General features: G+C 74.5%; 19 protein-coding genes. 15 read left to right on the forward strand and 4 right to left on the reverse strand.

All coding sequences use genetic code 11. The features are described 5' to 3' along the window. The first annotated feature begins 88 nt into the window (after nucleotides 1–88). From rpmI to AAEM63_RS05740, 4 genes are all read left to right on the forward strand, one after another. On the forward strand, nucleotides 89–283 hold the full coding sequence (rpmI, locus tag AAEM63_RS05725; protein WP_341360668.1) for a 50S ribosomal protein L35: 195 nt from the start codon (nucleotides 89–91) through the stop codon (nucleotides 281–283). Nucleotides 284–308: 25 nt separating this feature from the next. Then, complete coding sequence (rplT, locus tag AAEM63_RS05730; protein ID WP_123917855.1) at nucleotides 309–689, forward strand: 50S ribosomal protein L20; 381 nt, start codon at nucleotides 309–311, stop codon at nucleotides 687–689. A 31-nt stretch (nucleotides 690–720) separates the two neighbouring features. Further along, nucleotides 721–1,626 carry an RNA methyltransferase gene (locus AAEM63_RS05735; protein WP_341360669.1) on the forward strand — a complete coding sequence of 302 codons (906 nt, stop codon included), beginning with the start codon at nucleotides 721–723 and terminating at the stop codon, nucleotides 1,624–1,626. 165 nt (nucleotides 1,627–1,791) lie between these two features. Beyond that, nucleotides 1,792–2,178, forward strand: a complete 387-nt coding sequence (locus AAEM63_RS05740) for a VOC family protein (RefSeq protein ID WP_341360670.1) — start codon at nucleotides 1,792–1,794, stop codon at nucleotides 2,176–2,178. A gap of 38 nt (nucleotides 2,179–2,216) precedes the next feature. Here the strand turns inward: AAEM63_RS05740 and AAEM63_RS05745 are convergent, their stop codons facing one another. Next, complete coding sequence (locus AAEM63_RS05745) at nucleotides 2,217–2,651, reverse strand: CBS domain-containing protein (protein WP_341360671.1); 435 nt, start codon at nucleotides 2,649–2,651, stop codon at nucleotides 2,217–2,219. Nucleotides 2,652–2,746: 95 nt separating this feature from the next. Here AAEM63_RS05745 and AAEM63_RS05750 point away from each other — a divergent pair, with 95 nt between their 5' ends. The 5 genes from AAEM63_RS05750 (at nucleotide 2,747) to AAEM63_RS05770 (ending at nucleotide 7,988) form a co-directional block, all read left to right on the forward strand. Further along, nucleotides 2,747–3,004 (forward strand): hypothetical protein, encoded by a 258-nt coding sequence (locus AAEM63_RS05750; RefSeq protein WP_341360672.1) that lies wholly within the window; start codon nucleotides 2,747–2,749, stop codon nucleotides 3,002–3,004. Beyond that, nucleotides 3,001–3,606 (forward strand): RNA 2',3'-cyclic phosphodiesterase, encoded by a 606-nt coding sequence (thpR, locus tag AAEM63_RS05755; RefSeq protein WP_341360673.1) that lies wholly within the window; start codon nucleotides 3,001–3,003, stop codon nucleotides 3,604–3,606. Before AAEM63_RS05750 ends, thpR begins: the two co-directional genes overlap by 4 nt. 72 nt (nucleotides 3,607–3,678) lie before the next feature. After that, a complete protein-coding gene (pheS, locus tag AAEM63_RS05760) occupies nucleotides 3,679–4,758 on the forward strand; it encodes a phenylalanine--tRNA ligase subunit alpha (protein WP_341360674.1) in 1,080 nt (359 codons plus the stop codon). A gap of 1 nt (nucleotide 4,759) precedes the next feature. Continuing rightward, entirely contained in the window at nucleotides 4,760–7,378 is a 2,619-nt protein-coding gene (gene pheT / locus AAEM63_RS05765) for a phenylalanine--tRNA ligase subunit beta (RefSeq protein WP_341360675.1), read from the forward strand. An 85-nt stretch (nucleotides 7,379–7,463) separates the two neighbouring features. Further along, nucleotides 7,464–7,988: a flavodoxin domain-containing protein gene (locus AAEM63_RS05770; RefSeq protein ID WP_341360676.1), complete on the forward strand. Its 525-nt coding sequence runs from the start codon at nucleotides 7,464–7,466 to the stop codon at nucleotides 7,986–7,988. Between the two features lie 6 nt (nucleotides 7,989–7,994). Here the strand turns inward: AAEM63_RS05770 and AAEM63_RS05775 are convergent, their stop codons facing one another. Further along, on the reverse strand, nucleotides 7,995–8,978 hold the full coding sequence (locus tag AAEM63_RS05775) for a quinone oxidoreductase (RefSeq protein WP_341361318.1): 984 nt from the start codon (nucleotides 8,976–8,978) through the stop codon (nucleotides 7,995–7,997). 127 nt (nucleotides 8,979–9,105) lie between these two features. On the opposite strand from AAEM63_RS05775, the gene argC reads away from it, so the two are divergent. From argC to AAEM63_RS05805, 6 genes are read left to right on the forward strand one after another with little or no spacing between them, the layout of a single operon-like run. Then, on the forward strand, nucleotides 9,106–10,170 hold the full coding sequence (gene argC / locus AAEM63_RS05780) for an N-acetyl-gamma-glutamyl-phosphate reductase (protein ID WP_341360677.1): 1,065 nt from the start codon (nucleotides 9,106–9,108) through the stop codon (nucleotides 10,168–10,170). Beyond that, nucleotides 10,167–11,369: a bifunctional glutamate N-acetyltransferase/amino-acid acetyltransferase ArgJ gene (argJ, locus tag AAEM63_RS05785; RefSeq protein ID WP_341360678.1), complete on the forward strand. Its 1,203-nt coding sequence runs from the start codon at nucleotides 10,167–10,169 to the stop codon at nucleotides 11,367–11,369. The genes argC and argJ overlap by 4 nt, the downstream gene beginning before the upstream one ends. After that, a complete protein-coding gene (gene argB / locus AAEM63_RS05790) occupies nucleotides 11,366–12,379 on the forward strand; it encodes an acetylglutamate kinase (protein WP_341360679.1) in 1,014 nt (337 codons plus the stop codon). Before argJ ends, argB begins: the two co-directional genes overlap by 4 nt. Beyond that, nucleotides 12,376–13,650 carry an acetylornithine transaminase gene (locus AAEM63_RS05795; RefSeq protein ID WP_341360680.1) on the forward strand — a complete coding sequence of 425 codons (1,275 nt, stop codon included), beginning with the start codon at nucleotides 12,376–12,378 and terminating at the stop codon, nucleotides 13,648–13,650. The genes argB and AAEM63_RS05795 overlap by 4 nt, the downstream gene beginning before the upstream one ends. A 30-nt stretch (nucleotides 13,651–13,680) precedes the next feature. Continuing rightward, the gene (gene argR, locus AAEM63_RS05800) at nucleotides 13,681–14,274 is read left to right on the forward strand and encodes an arginine repressor (protein WP_341360681.1); all 594 of its coding nucleotides are present in this window, start codon (nucleotides 13,681–13,683) and stop codon (nucleotides 14,272–14,274) included. After that, entirely contained in the window at nucleotides 14,267–15,523 is a 1,257-nt protein-coding gene (locus tag AAEM63_RS05805) for an argininosuccinate synthase (protein WP_341360682.1), read from the forward strand. Before argR ends, AAEM63_RS05805 begins: the two co-directional genes overlap by 8 nt. A 464-nt stretch (nucleotides 15,524–15,987) precedes the next feature. Here AAEM63_RS05805 and argF read toward each other — a convergent pair whose 3' ends face one another. Both argF and AAEM63_RS05815 read right to left on the reverse strand, forming a co-directional pair. Continuing rightward, complete coding sequence (gene argF / locus AAEM63_RS05810) at nucleotides 15,988–16,998, reverse strand: ornithine carbamoyltransferase (RefSeq protein WP_341360683.1); 1,011 nt, start codon at nucleotides 16,996–16,998, stop codon at nucleotides 15,988–15,990. A 72-nt stretch (nucleotides 16,999–17,070) separates the two neighbouring features. Continuing rightward, nucleotides 17,071–18,339 carry an arginine deiminase gene (locus AAEM63_RS05815; RefSeq protein WP_341360684.1) on the reverse strand — a complete coding sequence of 423 codons (1,269 nt, stop codon included), beginning with the start codon at nucleotides 18,337–18,339 and terminating at the stop codon, nucleotides 17,071–17,073. Nucleotides 18,340–18,599: the final 260 nt, after the last annotated feature.

Consider the following 18,599-nt stretch of genomic DNA (forward strand, 5'->3'; position numbering starts at 1 on the left):
CACATACCTGCAAAGACGTCCTGGCCCACCACCCGGGCCCAGGGCAGGACAGATCTGTGCCACCGGCGCAGTCGACCGAGGGACGAACATGCCGAAGAACAAGACGCACTCCGGTGCCAAGAAGCGCTTCCGGGTCACCGGCAGCGGGAAGCTCATGCGCGAGCAGGCCAACAAGCGCCACCTGCTCGAGCACAAGTCCTCCAAGCGCACCCGACGTCTCGCCCAGGACCAGGTGGTCTCCGGCGCCGACGTGAAGAAGATCAAGAAGCTGCTCGGCAAGTAAGCCGCCCCGAACGAAGGAGACTGACGTGGCACGCGTCAAGCGGGCGGTCAACGCCCAGAAGAAGCGCCGCACGACCCTCGAGCGCGCCGCCGGTTACCGCGGCCAGCGCTCGCGGCTGTACCGCAAGGCCAAGGAGCAGGTCACCCACTCGATGACCTACGCCTACCGCGACCGGCGCGCCCGCAAGGGTGACTTCCGCCGGCTGTGGATCCAGCGCATCAACGCCGCGGTGCGCGCCGAGGGCATGACCTACAACCGCTTCGTCCAGGGCCTCAAGGCCGCGGGCGTCGAGGTGGACCGCCGCATGCTGGCCGAGCTGGCCGTGACCGACATCGCCGCGTTCAACGCGCTCGTCGCCACCGCCCGCGCCGCCCTGCCCGCGGACGTCAACGCCCCGGCCGCCTGAGCCGAGCGCACCCCCGCACCGCGGGAGCGACATGACCGGACGCCCGGACACCCTGACCAACCCACGCGCCGAGCGCGTGCGAACGGTCAGGGCACTGTCCGGGCGTCCGGCGCGTCTGCGGCACGGCCAGTTCCTCGTCGAGGGCCCCCAGGGCGTGCGTGAGCTCGTCCGGCACCGCCGCGGCCAGGTGCGCGACCTCTACCTCACCGAGGACGCCGCGCGGCGCCACCCCGAGATCGTCGACGACGCCGCCGGCCTCCACCTGTACCTGGCCACCGCCGAGGTCCTCGCCGCGATGAGCCCGGACGCCCAGGGCGTCCTCGCCGTCGCCCGCGCCCTCGACCCCGCGCCCACCGTCGGTGACCTGGTCACGGGCGAGCAGCCGCGCCTGGTCGCGCTCCTCGTGCGCGCCGCGGACCCGGGCAACGCGGGCACCGTCATCCGGGCCGCGGACGCCGCCGGCGCCGACGCCGTCGTCCTCGGCAGGGGCAGCGTCGAGGTGCACAACCCCAAGGTCGTCCGGGCCACGGCCGGCTCCCTGTTCCACCTGCCGGTCGTCCCGGGCGCCGACGTCGAGGCAGCCGTGGCCGCCCTCCGGGGCGCCGGGCTCCAGGTGCTCGCCGCCGACGGCGCGGGGGAGTGGGACCTCGACGAGCTGGCCGACCGGGCCGCCGCCGAGGCCTACGGCTGCTCCCCGTGGGAGGCCGACGAGCTGAGCGCGACCGGGCTCGTCGCCCCCGACCTGGCCGCCCCGACCGTGTGGCTGCTGGGCAACGAGGCCCACGGCCTCACCGACACCGAGCGCGGGCTCTGCGACGCCGGCGTGCGCGTGCCCATCCACGGCCGTGCGGAGTCCCTCAACGTCGCCACCGCCGCGACGGTGTGCCTGTACGCCTCGGCCCGCGCGCAGCGCCGCACCCGAGCGCCCCACGCCTGAGTGCTCCACGCCTGAACGCTCCACGCGTGGGTGCTCCCCGCGTGAGTGTCCAGCACCTGCCCGGCCGACGTGTGCGCACCGGCGGCCCGGCCACCCTTCCGCCGCCGGGAGCGCGGGACTAGCGTGACCCGCGCCGGAGGGGTTCTCCGGCGAACGGGAGGAATCATGAGCGGCCGCGTCGTGCACTTCGAGATGCCCTACGACGACAAGGACCGGGCCACGGCCTTCTACCGTGACGCCTTCGGCTGGCGGGTCGAGGAGATGCCGGGCTTCGACTACAGCTTCGTCACCACCGGACCGGCCGGGGACGACGGTGCCGCGTCCGAGCCGGGGTACATCGGCGGCGGGATGACCCCGCGCGAGGACCCGGTCAGCGGCCCCGTCATCACCATCGACACCGACGACGTCACCGCCGCGCTCGAGCGCGTGGTGGAGCTCGGCGGGTCGGTGATCCAGGAGCGCACCCCGGTCGGGGACATGGGCTTCACCGGGTACTTCCGGGACACCGAGGGCACCGTGGTCGGGCTCTGGGAGAGCGCCCGGCCCGCCTGACCCCCAGCGCGGCCGGCCGAAGGTGCGGCGGTCGGTGCTCAGGCGCCGCCCTGGACGTAGTCGACCAGGCTGTCACGCTCGTCCTGGAGCTCGCCCAGCCGCTGCTTGACGACGTCGCCGATGCTCACGATGCCCACCAGGCGGCCGTCCGCGACCACGGGCAGGTGGCGCACCCGCCGCTCGGTCATCGTCCGCGCGAGCGTCTCGAGGTCGTCGTCGAGGCGACAGGTGGCGACCTCCGTGGTCATGATCGTCCCGACCGGCACGGCCGGGAGGGGTTCGGTCGACCCGCGCAGGTGCCGCACCACGTCGCGCTCGGAGACGATGCCGTCGACCGTCCCGTCGGCGTCGGAGACGACCACCGCCCCGATCCCGCGGTCGGCGAGCAGGTCGAGCAGCTCCGCCACGGAGGCGTCGCTGCGGATGGTGACGACGGCGTCGCCCTTGCGCCTGAGCACGTCCGAGATGCGCATGCTCGACCGTACTGCGGGCAGCGGCCGCCCGGCCAGACCCCGTCCGTCTCCGTGCGGCTCTTGACCGGGCGCCGGGCCGGGCACATGCTCAGGAGGTGACCGTGGTGCCGATGCCGCCCCGCTCGCGCTGGTTCGCCGACCCGCGCGGCCACGGGCGCGGGCTGCGGGTGACCGCCCACCCCGAGACCGGGATGGTCGTGCTCAGCCTGTGGCGCGCGGACGAGTGCGTCGCCACCGTCCGGCTCACCCCCACGGAGGCGGCCGGGCTCGTGGGTGCCCTCGGCGCCGGCCTGGCGGACCTCGCCGGGACCGCCGGGGCGGAGGTGACGACCGACCGCGCCGCCGACGGATGAGGCTCTTCGTCGCCCTGGCGCTGCCGCCGCAGGTGCAGGAGCACCTGGACCTCGCCGTCGCCGCGGTCGGCGACGACGAGCGGGCCGGCCGGGGCGCACCCACGCTGCGCTGGGTGGCTCCCGGGCTGCGGCACATCACCCTGGCCTTCTACGGGGAGGTGCCCGGCGGCGCCGTCCCGGACCTCACCGCCGACGTCGCCGACGTCGCCGCCGCCCACGGGCCCCTACGGCTCCAGGTGCGCGGCGCCGGCGTCTTCGCCGGCCGGACCCTGTGGGCCGGTGTGCGGGAGGTGGACCCGCCCGGCGGCGCGCTGGTGCGGCTGATGACCGACTGCGAGGACCTGCGCCACCCCGACGCCGCCCGGCGTGAGCGCCACCGCGCGCACGTCACCCTCGCCCGGGCGCGCCGTCCCGACGCCGCCGGCCTGGACCGGCGCGCGCAGGTCCTGTCCGTCTACTCCGGGCCGACGTGGCTCGCCGAGGACCTGGAGCTGCTCTCCTCCGAGCTGGGCGCCGGCAAGGGCGGGGCGCCGGTGCACGAGGTGATCGCCCGGCTCCCGCTCGGCGGACCCGCCCCTGCCGCCGGCTTTCCGGACCACTAGACTCCACTGCTGGCAGCGGCCTCGCCCCCACGGCGCGTGCCCTGCCGGCCCCGTCCCGCCCGGAAGGTTCGCATGTCCTCCTCTGACCCCGCGCCCATCTCCCCGCTCGACGAGGAGGCGGTCGGCGGCGCCGTCGACGCCGCCCTCGCGGCCGTCGCCGCCGCCTCGAGCCTGGAGGAGCTCAAGGCCGCGCGCCTGGCGCACACCGGCGACCGCAGCGTGCTCGCGCTGGCCAACCGGGCCATCGGCGGCCTGGACAACAAGGACAAGGCCGCTGCCGGCAAGCTCCTCGGGCAGGCCCGTGGCCGTGTCGTCAAGGCCGTCGCCGCCCGGCAGGTCGAGCTCGAGGCCGCGCACGACGCCGAGGTGCTGCGCACCGAGCGGGTCGACGTCACCCTGCCCACCGGCCGGGCGCGCACCGGGGCGCGGCACCCGCTGGAGACCCTCATGGAGGACGTCTCGGACTTCTTCGTCGCGATGGGCTGGGAGATCGCCGAGGGGCCCGAGGTCGAGCACGAGTGGTTCAACTTCGACGCGCTCAACTTCGGTCCGGACCACCCGGCCCGGCAGATGCAGGACACGTTCTACGTCGAGCCGCCCGCGGACGCGGGCGGGGACCCCCACCTCGTCCTGCGCACCCACACCTCCCCGGTGCAGTCGCGCACGATGCTCAGCCGTGACCTGCCCATCTACATCGCCGTGCCGGGCAAGGTCTTCCGAACCGACGCCCTCGACGCCACCCACACCCCGGTCTTCCACCAGGTGGAGGGGCTCGCCGTCGACAAGGGCCTGACGATGGCCCACCTCAAGGGGACCCTCGACCACTTCGCCCGGGCGATGTTCGGGCCGGAGGCACGCACCCGGCTGCGCCCGAGCTACTTCCCCTTCACCGAGCCCAGCGCCGAGATGGACCTGTGGTTCCCGCAGAAGAAGGGCGGCCCCGGCTGGATCGAGTGGGGCGGCTGCGGGATGGTCAACCCGGCCGTCCTCGTGGCCAACGGGATCGACCCGGAGGTCTACTCCGGTTTCGCGTTCGGCATGGGCATCGAGCGCACGCTCATGCTCCGGCACGGCATCGCCGACATGCGCGACATGGTCGAGGGCGACGTGCGCTTCTCCCTCCAGTTCGGCACCACCGGAAGGGGTAACTGAGATGCCGTACGTCCCGCTGACCTGGCTCGCCGACCACACCGAGGTCCCCGCCGGCACCACCGCGGCGGACCTGGCCGCCGCCCTCGTGCGCGTCGGGCTCGAGGAGGAGGCGATCAAGCCGCCCGCCGTCACCGGCCCGCTCGTCGTCGGCCGGGTCCTCTCGGTGGTCAAGGAGGAGCAGAAGAACGGCAAGACGATCAGCTACTGCCGGGTCGACGTCGGCCCGGCGCACAACGACGCCCCCGGCGAGGGCGCTGAGCCGGCCGACGCCGCGTCCCGCGGCATCATTTGCGGCGCGCACAACTTCGCCGCCGGCGACGACGTCGTCGTCGCGCTGCCCGGTTCCGTGCTCCCGGGGCCGTTCCCCATCGCCGCCCGCAAGACCTACGGGCACGTCTCCGACGGGATGATCTGCTCAGCCCGCGAGCTCGGCCTCGGGGAGGACCACAGCGGCATCATCGTCCTCGGGCAGCTCCTCGGCGCCGACGCCGTCCCCGCGCCGGGCACGGACGCCGTCGCCCTGCTGGGCCTGGGCGAGGAGGTCCTCGAGATCAACGTCACCCCGGACCGCGGCTACTGCTTCGCCATGCGCGGGGTGGCCCGGGAGTACTCCCACTCCACCGGGGCGGCCTTCACCGACCACGGCCTGGCCGAGAACCTCCCCGGCGGGGCCGTCCCCGCCCCCACCGCGGACGGGTTCGCCGTCGAGGTCGACGACCCCGGCATCGACGGCCACGTCGGCTGCGACCGGTTCGTCACCCGGATCGTCCGGGGCATCGACCCCGCCGCGCCGAGCCCGGCGTGGATGACCGAGCGGCTCACCCAGGCCGGCATGCGGCCCATCTCGCTCGCCGTCGACGTGACCAACTACGTCATGCTCGACCTCGGCCAGCCCCTGCACGCCTACGACCTCGCCACCGTCCACGCCCCGATCGTCGTCCGCCGGGCCGCCGCCGGGGAACGGCTGACCACCCTCGACGACGTCGAGCGGCGCCTCGACCCCGAGGACCTCCTCATCACGGACTCGCCCCACGGGCGCGCGTCCCGCGTGCTCGGCCTCGCCGGGGTCATGGGCGGCGCGGAGACCGAGGTCTCGCCCGCCACCACCGACGTGCTCGTCGAGGCCGCCCACTTCGACCCGGTGTCGATCGCCCGGACGGCCCGCCGGCACAAGCTGCCCTCGGAGGCGGCCAAGCGCTTCGAGCGCGGGGTGGACACCGCCCTGCAGGCCGTGGCCGCCCAGCGGGTCGTCGACCTGCTCGTCGAGCACGGCGGCGGCACCGCCGACCCGGCCGTGAGCGACCTCGACACCACCACGCCCCCGGCGCCGATCGTCCTCGACCCGACCCTGCCCGCCCGGCTCGTCGGGGTGGACTACCCACGGCAGCACGTGCTGGAGATCCTCGAGCGGATCGGCTGCACCGTGCGGCCCACCGCCGCCGGCCCCACCACGGCCGAGGACGACGGGGCCGACGACGCGGTGGGCACGGTCGTCGTCACCCCGCCCACCTGGCGCCCGGACCTCACCGTGCCGGCGGACCTCGTCGAGGAGGTGGCGCGCCTGTCGGGCTACGACGCCATCCCCTCGGTGCTGCCGCCCGCCCCGGCCGGCCGCGGGCTCACCCCGGACCAGCGCCGCCGCCGCGACGTCGCCCGGGCGCTGGCGGAGCACGGCCTCGTCCAGGTGCTGTCCTACCCCTTCGTCGGCGACGTCCACGACCGCCTCGGCCTGCCCGCCGACGACGAGCGACGCCGGGTCCTGCGGCTGGTCAACCCCCTCGCGGACGACGCCCCCGTGCTGCGGACGTCCCTGCTCGACAGCCTCCTCGACGTCGCCCGGCGCAACGTCGGACGCGGCGCCGGGGAGCTCGGCGTGTTCGAGATCGGCCTCGTCACCCGCCCCGCCGGGGTGCGCTCGGGTCCCGTCCCCGGGGTGGACCGCCGACCGGACGCCGACGCCCTGGCCGCCCTCGGGGCCGCGGTGCCGCACCAGCCGCGCCACCTCGCCGCGGTCCTGGCCGGCCCGCTCCTCCCCGACGGCGTGTGGGGTCCGTCCCGCCCCGTGGACTGGGCAGACGCCGTCGAGACGGCCCGGGTCGTCGCGGGCACGGTCGGCGTCGAGCTGAGCGTGCGGCAGAGCGACGTCGCGCCGTGGCACCCCGGCCGCTGCGCCGAGCTCGTCGTCGGCGGGGAGGTCCTGGGCCACGCCGGGGAGCTGCACCCCCACGTCACCGCCGCCCTCGAGCTGCCCGACCGGACCGTCGCCCTCGAGCTCGACCTCGACGCCCTCCTCGCCGCCGTCCCGGACGAGCCGGTGCAGGTCACCCCGGTCTCCACCTTCCCCCTGGCGAAGGAGGACGTAGCCCTCGTCGTCGACGCGGCGGTGCCGGCCGAGGAGGTCCGCGCCGCCGTCGTGGCGGGCGCCGGCGAGCTCGCCGAGGAGGTGCGCCTCTTCGACGTCTACACCGGCGACCAGCTCGGCGAGGGCCGCAAGTCCCTGGCGTTCGCGCTGCGTCTGCGCGCCCCGGACCGTACGCTCACCGCGGAGGAGACCGCTGCCGTGCGCGAGCGGATCGTCGCCGTGGCCGGCGAGCGTGTCGGGGCGGTGCTGCGCACCTGAGCGTCGGCCGGTGGCCGGGCCGTAACCGGACGTTGGGGACATAAGTCCCACCAACGACGCGGAGGTGGTGGGCCACGCTGGGGTCATGAAGATCCTCGTCGTCGTCGCCTCGAAGCACCACGCCACCGAAGAGATCGGTGACGTCATCGTCGAGGAGCTCCGCGCCGCCGGCCACGGGGCGCGGCGGGTCGCCCCCGCCGAGGTCCGCTCGTTCGAGGGGGTCGGGGCGGTCGTCCTGGGCTCGGCCGTGTACATGACGCAGTGGATGGAGCCGATGCGCGACCTCGTCGCCCGCCGGGCCGAGGAGCTGCGGCACCTGCCGGTGTGGGCGTTCTCCGTGGGCCTGGCCGGCGTCCCCGGCGGCGAGGTGCAGGAGCCGGCCCGGGCCGCCGCCGTCGTGCGCCAGGTGGACCCGCTCGGCCACGTGACCTTCAAGGGCCGGCTCGACCCCACGGTCCTGGGCCTGCGGGAGCGCTCGGTCACCCGGCTGGGCAGCGCCCCCGAGGGCGACTACCGCGAGTGGGACAAGATCCGGGCGTGGGCGCGCGACGTCGCGGCCGAGCTCGACGAGCACGTCACCCGCACCGAGGGGCTGGCCCACACCGGCTGAGGTGCGTCACGGCACCAGCAGCACCTTGCCCGTCGTCCCGCGGCCCTCGAGCGCCTCGTGGGCGGCGCGCGCCTCGGTGAGCGGGAACCGCTCGCCGATCCGCACGTCCAGCCCCCCGGTGCGCACGGCCTCGAAGAGCTCGCCCGCCCGCCAGGTCAGCTCGTCGCGGGTGACGACGTAGTCGCCGAGCTTGGGTCGGGTCACGAACAGCGAGCCGGCCCGGTTGAGCCGCTGGAGGTCGAACGGCGGCACCTGGCCGCTGGCGCCGCCGAAGAGGACGAGCGTGCCCCGGCGACGCACGCAGGCGAGCGTGGCGTCGAACGTGTCCTTGCCGACCCCGTCGTAGGCGACGTCGACGCCGACGCCGCCGGTGAGCCCGCGCACCAGGGCGGGCAGCTCGGTCGCCAGGTCCGTCATCTCGGTGTACCGCACGACGTCGGCGGCGCCGGCCGCCCGGGCCAGCGACTCCTTCTCTGCCGACCCCACCAGGCCGATGACCCGGGCGCCGCGCGCCACCGCGAGCTGGGTGAGCAGGAGCCCGACCCCGCCGGCGGCCGCGGTCACGAGGACCGTGTGGCCGGCCTGGACCGGGAACGTCGACGCCACGAGGTAGTGCGCGGTCATGCCCTGCAGGGGGAGTGCGGCGGCGACGTCCATGCTCACCCCGTCGGGCACCGGGACGGCCCGGCCGGCCTCGACCACGACCTTCTCGGCGTAGGAGCCGGGCGCGTCCGCCCAGGCGACGGCGTCGCCGGCGGAGACGCCGGTGACGCCGTCACCGACCGCCACGACGGTTCCGGCCCCCTCGGCGCCCGGGACGTGCGGGAACGGCATGGGGTAGACCCCGCCACGCTGGTAGGTGTCGATGAAGTTCACGCCGGCGGCGGCCACCTCCACGACGAGCTGCCCCGGACCGGGCTCGGGGTCGGGCAGGTCGACGACGGACAGGACCTCGGGTCCACCGGGCTCGGTGGCGTGGATCGCGCGCATGGCCCCCAGCATGCCCGTCCTGGTCCGACCGTGCGGCGCGAGCACCAGCTCGTTCATCTGGTCGTCGTCGGCGACCAGAGGAGCAACCTGGTGAGGAGAGGTGGATCATGCAGCATCCTGTATGGTTATGCAGGTGACCTTCTCTGCAGCGGTGGCGGGGGCCTCCGGCTACGCCGGCGGTGAGATGCTCCGCCTCCTCCTGGCCCATCCCGACGCCGTCGTCGGCGCCGTCACGGCGCACGGCAACGCCGGTCAGCGACTGGGAGCCCACCACCCGCACCTCGTGCCGCTGGCGGACCGGGTCCTCGAGCCCACGAACGTGGACAGCCTTGCCGGGCACGACGTCGTCGTCCTGGCGCTGCCGCACGGGGCCTCCGGCGAGCTTACCGCCGCGCTGGAGGCGGCGGGCAGCGAGGCGCTCGTCCTCGACCTCGGGGCCGACCACCGGCTCACCGACGCCGCCGCCTGGGAGACCTTCTACGGCTCCGGGCACGCCGGGGCCTGGCCCTACGGGATGCCCGAGCTGATCCTGACCGGGGTCGCCACCCGTCAGCGTGACGTGCTGCGCACCGCCCGGCAGATCGCCGTGCCGGGCTGTAACGTCACCGCCGTCACCCTGGCGCTCCAGCCCGGCGTGGCCGCCGGGGTGGTCGACCCGGGTGACGTCGTCGCCGTCCTGGCCGTGGGGTACTCCGGGGCGGGCAAGGCCGCCAAGCCGCACCTGCTCGCCGCCGAGGGTTTCGGCTCCCTGGCGCCCTACGCCGTCGGCGGCACGCACCGCCACATTCCCGAGATCGAGCAGAACCTCCGCGCCGCGGGCGCGCGGGAGGTGCGACTGTCCTTCACCCCCGTGCTTGGCCCCGTCGCGCGCGGCATCCTCGCCACGGTCACCGCCCCCCTCGCACCCGGCGCCGACGCCGCGTCGGTCCGCGCCGCCTGGGCGCAGGCCTACGACGGCGAGCCGTTCGTCCACCTCCTGCCCGAGGGCACCTGGCCCACCACCGCGATGGTCACCGGCGCGAACACCGCCCTCGTCCAGGTCGCCGTGGACGAGCGGGCCGGGCGCGTGGTCGTCCTGTGCGCGATCGACAACCTCGTCAAGGGCACCGCGGGCGCCGCGGTGCAGTCCATGAACCTCGCCCTCGGCCTGCCCGAGACGGCGGGCCTGAGCACCGTGGGAGTCGCCCCGTGAGCGTCACCGCACCCCTGGGCTTCCGCGCCGCGGGCGTCACCGCCGGCCTGAAGTCCTCCGGCCGGCCGGACCTGGCCCTGGTCGTCAACGACGGCCCCGACCATGTCGTCGCCGGGGTCTTCACCTCCAACCGCGTCGTCGCCGCCCCGGTGGTGTGGTCGCGCACCGTCGTCGGCGACGGCGTCGCCCACGCCGTCGTCCTCAACTCCGGCGGAGCCAACGCCTGCACCGGCCCCGAGGGGTTCGCCGACACCCACCGCACCGCCGAGCACGTCGGCGAGGTGCTGGGGGTCTCGGCCGGCGACGTCATCGTGTGCTCCACCGGCCTCATCGGCGAGCGTCTCGACATGCCCGCGCTGCTCGGCGGGGTCGACGCCGCCGCCGCGGCGCTGGGTGCCGACGGCGGCGAGGCGGCCGCGACCGCGATCATGACCACCGACACCGTGACCAAGCAGGTCCTCGTCCAGCGCCCGCTCGGCCCCGGCGGTGCCACGAGCACCGACGACGGGATCACCTGGATCGTCGGGGGCATGGCCAAGGGGGCGGGCATGCTGGCCCCGGGGCTGGCCACCATGCTCTGCGTGCTCACCACCGACGCCGTGGTCACGGCCGAGGAAGCCGACGCCGCCCTGCGCGCCGCCACCGCCGTCACCCTGGACCGGGTCGACTCCGACGGGTGCATGTCCACCAACGACACCGTCGTCCTGCTCGCCTCGGGCGCCTCCGGGGTGCCGGTCGGCGCGGAGGAGCTCACCGAGGCGGTCACCGCCGCCTGCGCCTCGCTGGCCCGCCAGCTCGTGGCCGACGCCGAGGGCGCCAGCCACGACATCGCCGTCACCGTGCGCGGGGCGACCAGCGAGGACGCCGCCGTGGCCGTGGCACGGGCCGTGACCCGGTCGAACCTGTTCAAGGCCGCCGTCTTCGGCAACGACCCCAACTGGGGCCGGGTGCTCTCCGCCGTCGGCACGGTGCCGGTCGACGTCGCCCCCTTCGAGGCCGACGGGGTCGACGTGGCGATCAACGGTGTGACCGTGTGCCGCGCGGGCGGGGTGGGGGAGGACCGCTCCCGGGTCGACCTCGCCGCCGGCCGCGAGGTGCGGGTGGAGGTCGACCTCCACGCCGGGGCCGCCGAGGCGACGGTCTGGACCAACGACCTCACGCACGACTACGTCCACGAGAACAGCGCGTACTCGACATGAGCGGGACGGATGTGAACCCGACGACCGAGGAGTTCTACTTCGACACCGAGCGCGACCTCTTCCCCCACCAGAAGGCCGAGGTCCTGGTCCAGGCGCTGCCGTGGCTGCAGCGGTTCTCCGGCGCGCGGGTGGTCATCAAGTACGGCGGCAACGCCATGGTGGCCGAGAACCTCAAGCGCACCTTCGCCCAGGACGTCCTGTTCCTCCACCAGGTCGGCCTGCGGCCGGTCGTCGTCCACGGCGGCGGCCCGCAGATCTCGACCATGCTCGAGCGGGTGGGTCTGGAGAGCGAGTTCCGCGGCGGCCTGCGCGTGACCACGCCGGAGGTCATGGACGTCGTGCGGATGGTGCTCACCGGTCAGGTCCAGCGCGAGCTCGTCGGCCTGCTCAACGCCGACGTCGCCCACGCCGTCGGGCTCTCCGGGGAGGACGGGCGGCTCCTGCGCGCCCGCCGCCGGCCCGCCACCGTCGCGGGCGAGAGCGTCGACGTCGGCCTCGTCGGTGACGTCGTCGAGGTCGACCCCCAGGCGGTCGAGGACCTCCTCGCCGCCGGGCGGATCCCGGTGGTCTCCACGGTCGCGCTCGACGTCGACGAGCCCGGCCAGATCCTCAACGTCAACGCGGACACCGCCGCCGCGGCGCTCGCCGTCGCCCTCGGCGCCACGAAGCTCGTCATCCTCACCGACGTCGAGGGGCTCTACGCCCGCTGGCCGGACCGCGCCTCCCTCATCAGCCGCCTCGCCGCGGCCGAGCTCGAGGAGATGCTGCCCTCCCTCCAGTCCGGGATGGTGCCGAAGATGGAGGCCTGCCTGCGCGCCGTGCACGGCGGGGTGCCGCAGGCCCACGTCATCGACGGCCGGCAGGAGCACTCGATGCTGCTGGAGATCTTCACCGACGCCGGCGTGGGCACCCTCGTCGAGCCCGACGCCCCGGCGCCTGAGCAGCCTGCGGTGCCGGACCACCCGGCGCCGGACCACACCAGCGAGCCCACCGACCTGGAGCAGCCATGAACGCCCACGACCCCGCCGCCGCACCCGCGCCCGCCGAGACCGTCGGCGCGCACGAGTCCGCCCCCACGTGGACCGAGCGCTACACCGGCGCGGTGATGAACACCTTCGGCACCCCGAAGCGGGTGCTCGTGCGCGGCGAGGGCTCGTACGTCTGGGACGCCGAGGGGCGCCGCTACCTCGACCTCCTCGGCGGCATCGCCGTCAACGCGCTCGGTCACGCCCACCCCGGCCTCGTCGCCGCCGTCACCGAGCAGCTGGCCACGCTCGGGCACGTCTCGAACTTCTTCGCCACCCCGGCCCAGGTCACCCTCGCCGAGCGGCTCCTCCAGGTCGTCACCCCCGGCGGGGCGCCGGCGGGCTCGCGGGTCTTCCTCGCCAACTCCGGCGCCGAGGCCAACGAGGCGGCCCTGAAGATGACGCGCCGGCACCGTCCGGGCGGGCGGGTCCTCGCCCTGGAGGGCGCCTTCCACGGTCGCACGATGGGCGCGCTGTCCCTCACGCACAAGGCCGCCTACCGGGAGCCGTTCGAGCCCCTGCCCGGCGGGGTGGAGTTCCTGCCCTTCGGCGACCTGGCCGCCCTGGAGCGGGCGCTCGGCGACGACGTCGCCGCGGTGTTCGTCGAGCCCGTCCAGGGCGAGGCGGGCGTGCGCCCCCTCCCGCCGGGCTACCTGCCCGCCGCGCGCGAGCTGACCACCGCCGCGGGCGCGCTGCTCGTGCTCGACGAGGTCCAGTCCGGCACGGGCCGGACCGGCACGTGGATGGCCCACCACCTTCCCCACGTGGGCGGCGGGGTCGTCCCCGACGTCGTCACCCTCGCCAAGGGCCTCGGCGGCGGCCTGCCGATCGGTGCCACCGTGGCCCTCGGCGAGCACGCCGCGGGCCTGCTCGGACCCGGTCAGCACGGCACCACCTTCGGCGGCAACCCGGTCTCCGCCGCGGCCGCCCTGACGGTCCTCGACGCGCTCGCCGACGGCCTGCTCAAGCACGTGGCCGAGGTGGGTGACCTCCTGCGCGCGAAGCTGGCGGGCCTGGGCAACCACGGCGTCGCCGAGGTGCGCGGCGAGGGCCTGCTCCTGGCCGTGGGCCTGACGGCGCCGGTGGCCGCGGCGGCGACCGAGCAGCTTCTCGAGGCCGGCTTCATCGTCAACCCCGTGCGCGAGGACGCCCTGCGCCTGGCGCCCCCGCTGATCCTCACGGCCGAGGAGGCCTCCTCTTTCATCGACGCCCTGCCCGGCGCGCTGGACGCCGCCATGGCCGGGGCGGCGTCGTGACCGGGGCGGCGTCGTGACCGGGGTGGCGTCGTGAGCGAGGTCGGCGTTGCCGCCACCAAGGCGGGGCGGCACGCCGTCATCGAACACATCCTCACCTCGGCGCCGGTGCGCTCGCAGACCGAGCTCGGCGAGGCGCTGACCGCGCGGGGCATCCGCGTGACCCAGGCAACCTTGTCCCGCGACCTCGACGAGCTGCGCGCGATCAAGGTCCGCGGACCGGACGGGCAGGCCGTCTACGCCCTCCCGGGCGAGGGGGCCGGCGGCGTCGCCCGGCCGGGGCAGGGCGGCGAGGACCAGATCGCCGCCCGGCTCCAGCGCTGGTGCGCCGAGGTCCTCCTCACCGCGGACAGCACCGCCAACCAGGTCGTGCTGCGCACCCCGCCCGGGGCGGCGCAGCTGCTCGCCTCGGCGATCGACCACTCCGTCTTCCCGCAGGTCCTCGGCTGCATCGCCGGGGACGACACCGTCCTCGTCGTCGCGCGGGACCGCGCCGGCGCCGAGGCGCTGACCCGGCGGCTCCTCGAGCTCGCCGGGGGCAGACCCCGCCCCACCACCGATCAGCCCGACCCCGCCGGCGCCGGCCGTGCGGGCACGAACGACCCAGGAGAGACCCCCCATGAGTGAGAGCACGAGCAAGAAGGAGCGGGTCGTCCTGGCCTACTCAGGCGGCCTGGACACCTCCGTCGCGATCGGCTGGATCGCCGAGCGCACCGGCGCCGAGGTCATCGCGATGGCGGTCGACGTCGGCCAGGGCGGGGAGGACCTCGAGGTCATCCGCCAGCGGGCGCTGGACTGCGGCGCCGTCGAGGCCTACGTCGCCGACGCGCGCGAGGAGTTCGCGACCGAGTACTGCATGCCGGCCCTCAAGGCCAACGCGATGTACATGGACGCCTACCCGCTCGTCTCGGCGCTGTCCCGGCCGGTCATCGTCAAGCACCTCGTGCGGGCGGCCCGCCAGTTCGGCGCGACCACGGTCTCGCACGGCTCGACGGGCAAGGGCAACGACCAGGTCCGCTTCGAGGTCGGCATCACCTCGATCGCCCCCGACCTGCGGTGCATCGCCCCGGTGCGCGACCTCGCGCTGACCCGCGACGTCGCCATCGACTACGCGAACAAGCACGACCTGCCCATCGCGACGACGAAGAACAACCCGTTCTCCATCGACCAGAACGTGTGGGGCCGGGCCATCGAGACCGGCTTCCTCGAGGACATCTGGAACGAGCCCACCAAGGACGTCTACAGCTACACCGACGACCCGACCTACCCGCCCTTGCCGGACGAGGTGACCATCACCTTCCGCGAGGGCGTCCCGGTGGCGATCGACGGCCACGCGGTGACCCCGCTCCAGGCGATCCAGGAGATGAACCGCCGTGCCGGCGCACAGGGCGTGGGCCGGATCGACATCGTCGAGGACCGGCTCGTGGGCATCAAGTCCCGCGAGGTCTACGAGGCCCCCGGCGCCATGGCGCTCATCGCCGCCCACCGCGAGCTGGAGAACGTCACGGTCGAGCGCGAGCAGGCCCGGTTCAAGAAGGGCGTGGGGCAGCGGTGGACCGAGCTGGTCTACGACGGGCAGTGGTTCTCGCCGCTGAAGAACTCCCTCGACGTCTTCATCGACGACACCCAGCGCTACGTCTCCGGCGACATCCGGATGGTCATGCACGGTGGTCGGGCCACCGTCACCGGCCGGCGCTCGGAGTCGTCCCTGTACGACTTCAACCTCGCCACCTACGACACCGGCGACGCCTTCGACCAGTCCCACGCCAAGGGCTTCATCGAGATCTACGGCATGACGTCGAAGCTCTCCGCCGCCCGGGACGTCTCCTTCGGCAACGGCGTCGACCTGTCCACGGTGCCGACGATCAAGGCCTGACCGGCCCGGAGCACCGCGCGGTGGGGCCCGACCTCCCGTGCGGTGCTGGTCCGTCGGGTGAGCCCGCACCGCCCTGCCCGCCGAGCCCTGCGGTGCGGCGTCACGGTGGCGTGCGTGTGATCAGCGCGTAGTCCGGTGATCCCGCCTCGCGCGGTGATCCCTCTGTCGGTGAACGATCCCTCTGTTGCCGAACGAGCACTCTGTCGCCGAGCGATCCCTCTGTTGCCGAACGATCCCTCTGTTGCCGAACGATCCCTCTGTTGCCGAACGATCCCCGCAGACCGCTCTCACTCGGCGACAGCGGGACCTTTCGCGTGCGGCGTGCGGGTGGCGTGCGGCGAGCGCGAGCCGGGCGCCGGCGCTCCGCGTTGGAGTGCGCCCCGCTCATCACTGGCTGCCGGTCAGCACTGGCTGCCGGGCATCACCGGCTACCGGTCATCATCACCCGCTGACGAGCAGTGCGCTCAGCCCAGCGTCGCGACGAGGACCGCCTTGATCGTGTGCATGCGGTTCTCCGCCTGGTCGAACACCACCGACGCGGCCGACTCGAACACCTCGTCCGTCACCTCGAGGGCCTCGAGCCCGGTGCGGGCGTGCACCTCCCGGCCCACCACGGTGCCGAGGTCGTGGAACGCCGGCAGGCAGTGGAGGAACCTCGCGCCGGGGTTGCCGGTCGCGGCCATGAGCTCGGCGTCGACCCGGTAGGGGCTCAGCAGCGCGATGCGCTCGTCCCACACCTCCTTGGGCTCGCCCATCGAGACCCAGACGTCGGTGTAGACGAAGTCCGCCCCCGCCACGCCCGTCCGGACGTCGTCGGTGATGAGCAGCCGCGCACCGGTGCGCCCGGCCAGCTCCTCCGCCACGGCGACCACCTCGGGCGCGGGCTGCAGGGCAGCGGGGGCGACGAGGCGCACGTCCATGCCGAGCAGCGCGCCGGAGACAAGGAGGGAGTGGGCGGTGTTGTTGCGCGCGTCGCCCGTGTAGGCCAGGACGAGCTCGCCGTCGTCCTTGCGCCGGCCGTCGACGACAGGGGCGTGCTCGCGCATGGTGAGCTGGTCGGCGAGCATCTGGGTGGGGTGCCACTCGTCGGTGAGCCCGTTGTAGACCGGCACCTCGGCGTGCGCGGCCAGGGTCTCGACGTCGGCCTGGCGGGCGCCGCGGTACTCGATGGCGTCGAACATCCGCCCGAGCACCCGGGCGGTGTCCTTGACCGACTCCTTGTGCCCGACCTGCGACCCGCTGGGGTCGAGGTAGGTGACGTGCGCGCCCTGGTCGTGTGCGGCGACCTCGAACGCGGCCCGCGTGCGGGTGGAGGTCTTCTCGAAGATCAGCGCGATGTTCTTCCCGGAGAGGCGGCGCTCCTCGGTGCCCGAGCGCTTGGCCGCCTTCAGGTCGGCGGCGAGGTCGAGCAGCGAGCGCCACTCCTCCGTGGTGAAGTCCAGCTCCTTGAGGAAGCTGCGTCCGCGCAGGTCCACGCCCGGTCCTTTCTCGTCGTCGGCGTCACAACTGTGCGTGCGCCCCGCCCGCGCGTGCCCGACGGGCGCGCGTCACAGGCCCTCACGGATCGTAGGACAGCTCATGCAGCGCGGGCCGCCGCGTCCGCGGCCGAGCTCGGAGCCGGGCACCTCGAGGACCTCGATGCCGCTCTCGCGCAGGTAGGAGTTGGAGGTGACGTTCCGGTCGTAGGTGACGACGACCCCCGGGGCGAGCGCGAGGGAGTTGCACCCGTCGTCCCACTGCTCGCGGGCCGCTGCGTGGACGTCCTGCTCCGCGGCGAGGATGCGCAGCCCGGTCACGCCCATCGCGTCGGCGAGCGCGTCGTGCATCCGCTCGGGCTCGTGGTCGGTGATGCGCAGGCCGCCGGGGCCGGGACCGGGGGTGACGGTGTAGGACGGGAGCATCCCCAGGCCGGCGTACTTGATGAAGCTGCGCTCGTCGACCATGGTCATCACGGTGTCCAGGTGCATGAACGAGCGCGCCCGGGGCAGCTCGACGGCCACGATCCGGTCCGCGACGCCGGCGTCGAACAGGCGTGTGGCGAGCCGTTCGACGCCCTGGGCGGTAGTGCGCTCGCTCATCCCGACCAGGACCGCGCCGCCGCCCAGGACGAGCACGTCACCGCCCTCGACCGAGGCCTCCCCGGCGATCCCGGCGGACCAGTGGTGGAACGTCGTGGGCGCGAACCGGGGGTGCCAGCGGTAGATCGCCTCGTAGTTGACCGTCTCGCGCGCTCGGGCCGCCATCCGCATGGCGTTGACCGCGACGCCGTCGTACACCCAGCACGAGGTGTCACGCGTGAAGAGGTGGTTGGGGAGCGGAGCCAGGACGAGGTCGTCCGCGCCCGAGCCGTGCAGCACCAGGGAGGACGGCTCGTCGATGCGCTTCCGCAGCTCGCGCCGGGTCAGGCCCCCGACGAGGAGCTCGGCGAGCTCGGCGTCGCCCATGCCGGCCGCGAGGTCGCGCAGCACCGGGGCGGCCACTGGGCCCTGGACGCGGTCGTCGAAGGTCTGATCGACGATCCACGTGCGGGCCTCCGGGACAGCCAGGGTCTCGCGTAGCAGGTCGGTGAGCTCGAGGACCTTCACGCCGGCGCCGGCGAGGACCTCGCTGAAGACGTCGTGCTCCTCCTGGGCTCGGCGCACCCACAGGAGGTCGTCGAAGAGCAGCTCCGCCATGTTCTCCGGGGTCAGGCGCAGCAGCTCGAGCCCGGGGCGGTGGACGATGACCTCTCGCAGCCGACCCACCTCGGAGCCGACGAAGGGCGGCTCGGCCGCGGGCGGGCGCAGGTCAGCGGTGGTGGTGTCCGTCGTCGCCATCGGGGCCTCCTGGGCTTGGTGGGCCCACCGTCTCACAGGGGAGCGGTGGATCACACGTCCCGCCTCGCCCGGCCGCGCGGGAGCACGGACGACGGGTGCTCGGCGTAAGCGGGCGATGGGTGTTCGGCGTACCCGGGCCGCGGATGCTCGGCAGACACGGGCGACCGGCGGTGGCGAGGCCACCGCCGGTCGTCTCACGTCGCCGGCAGGTGCGACGTGGCTGGTGAAGGGGTCTGCGGCGAACGTGTCGCCGTCCTGCC

Origin of the sequence: Georgenia sp. M64, assembly GCF_038049925.1 — a bacterium.
GTDB lineage: Bacteria > Actinomycetota > Actinomycetes > Actinomycetales > Actinomycetaceae > Georgenia.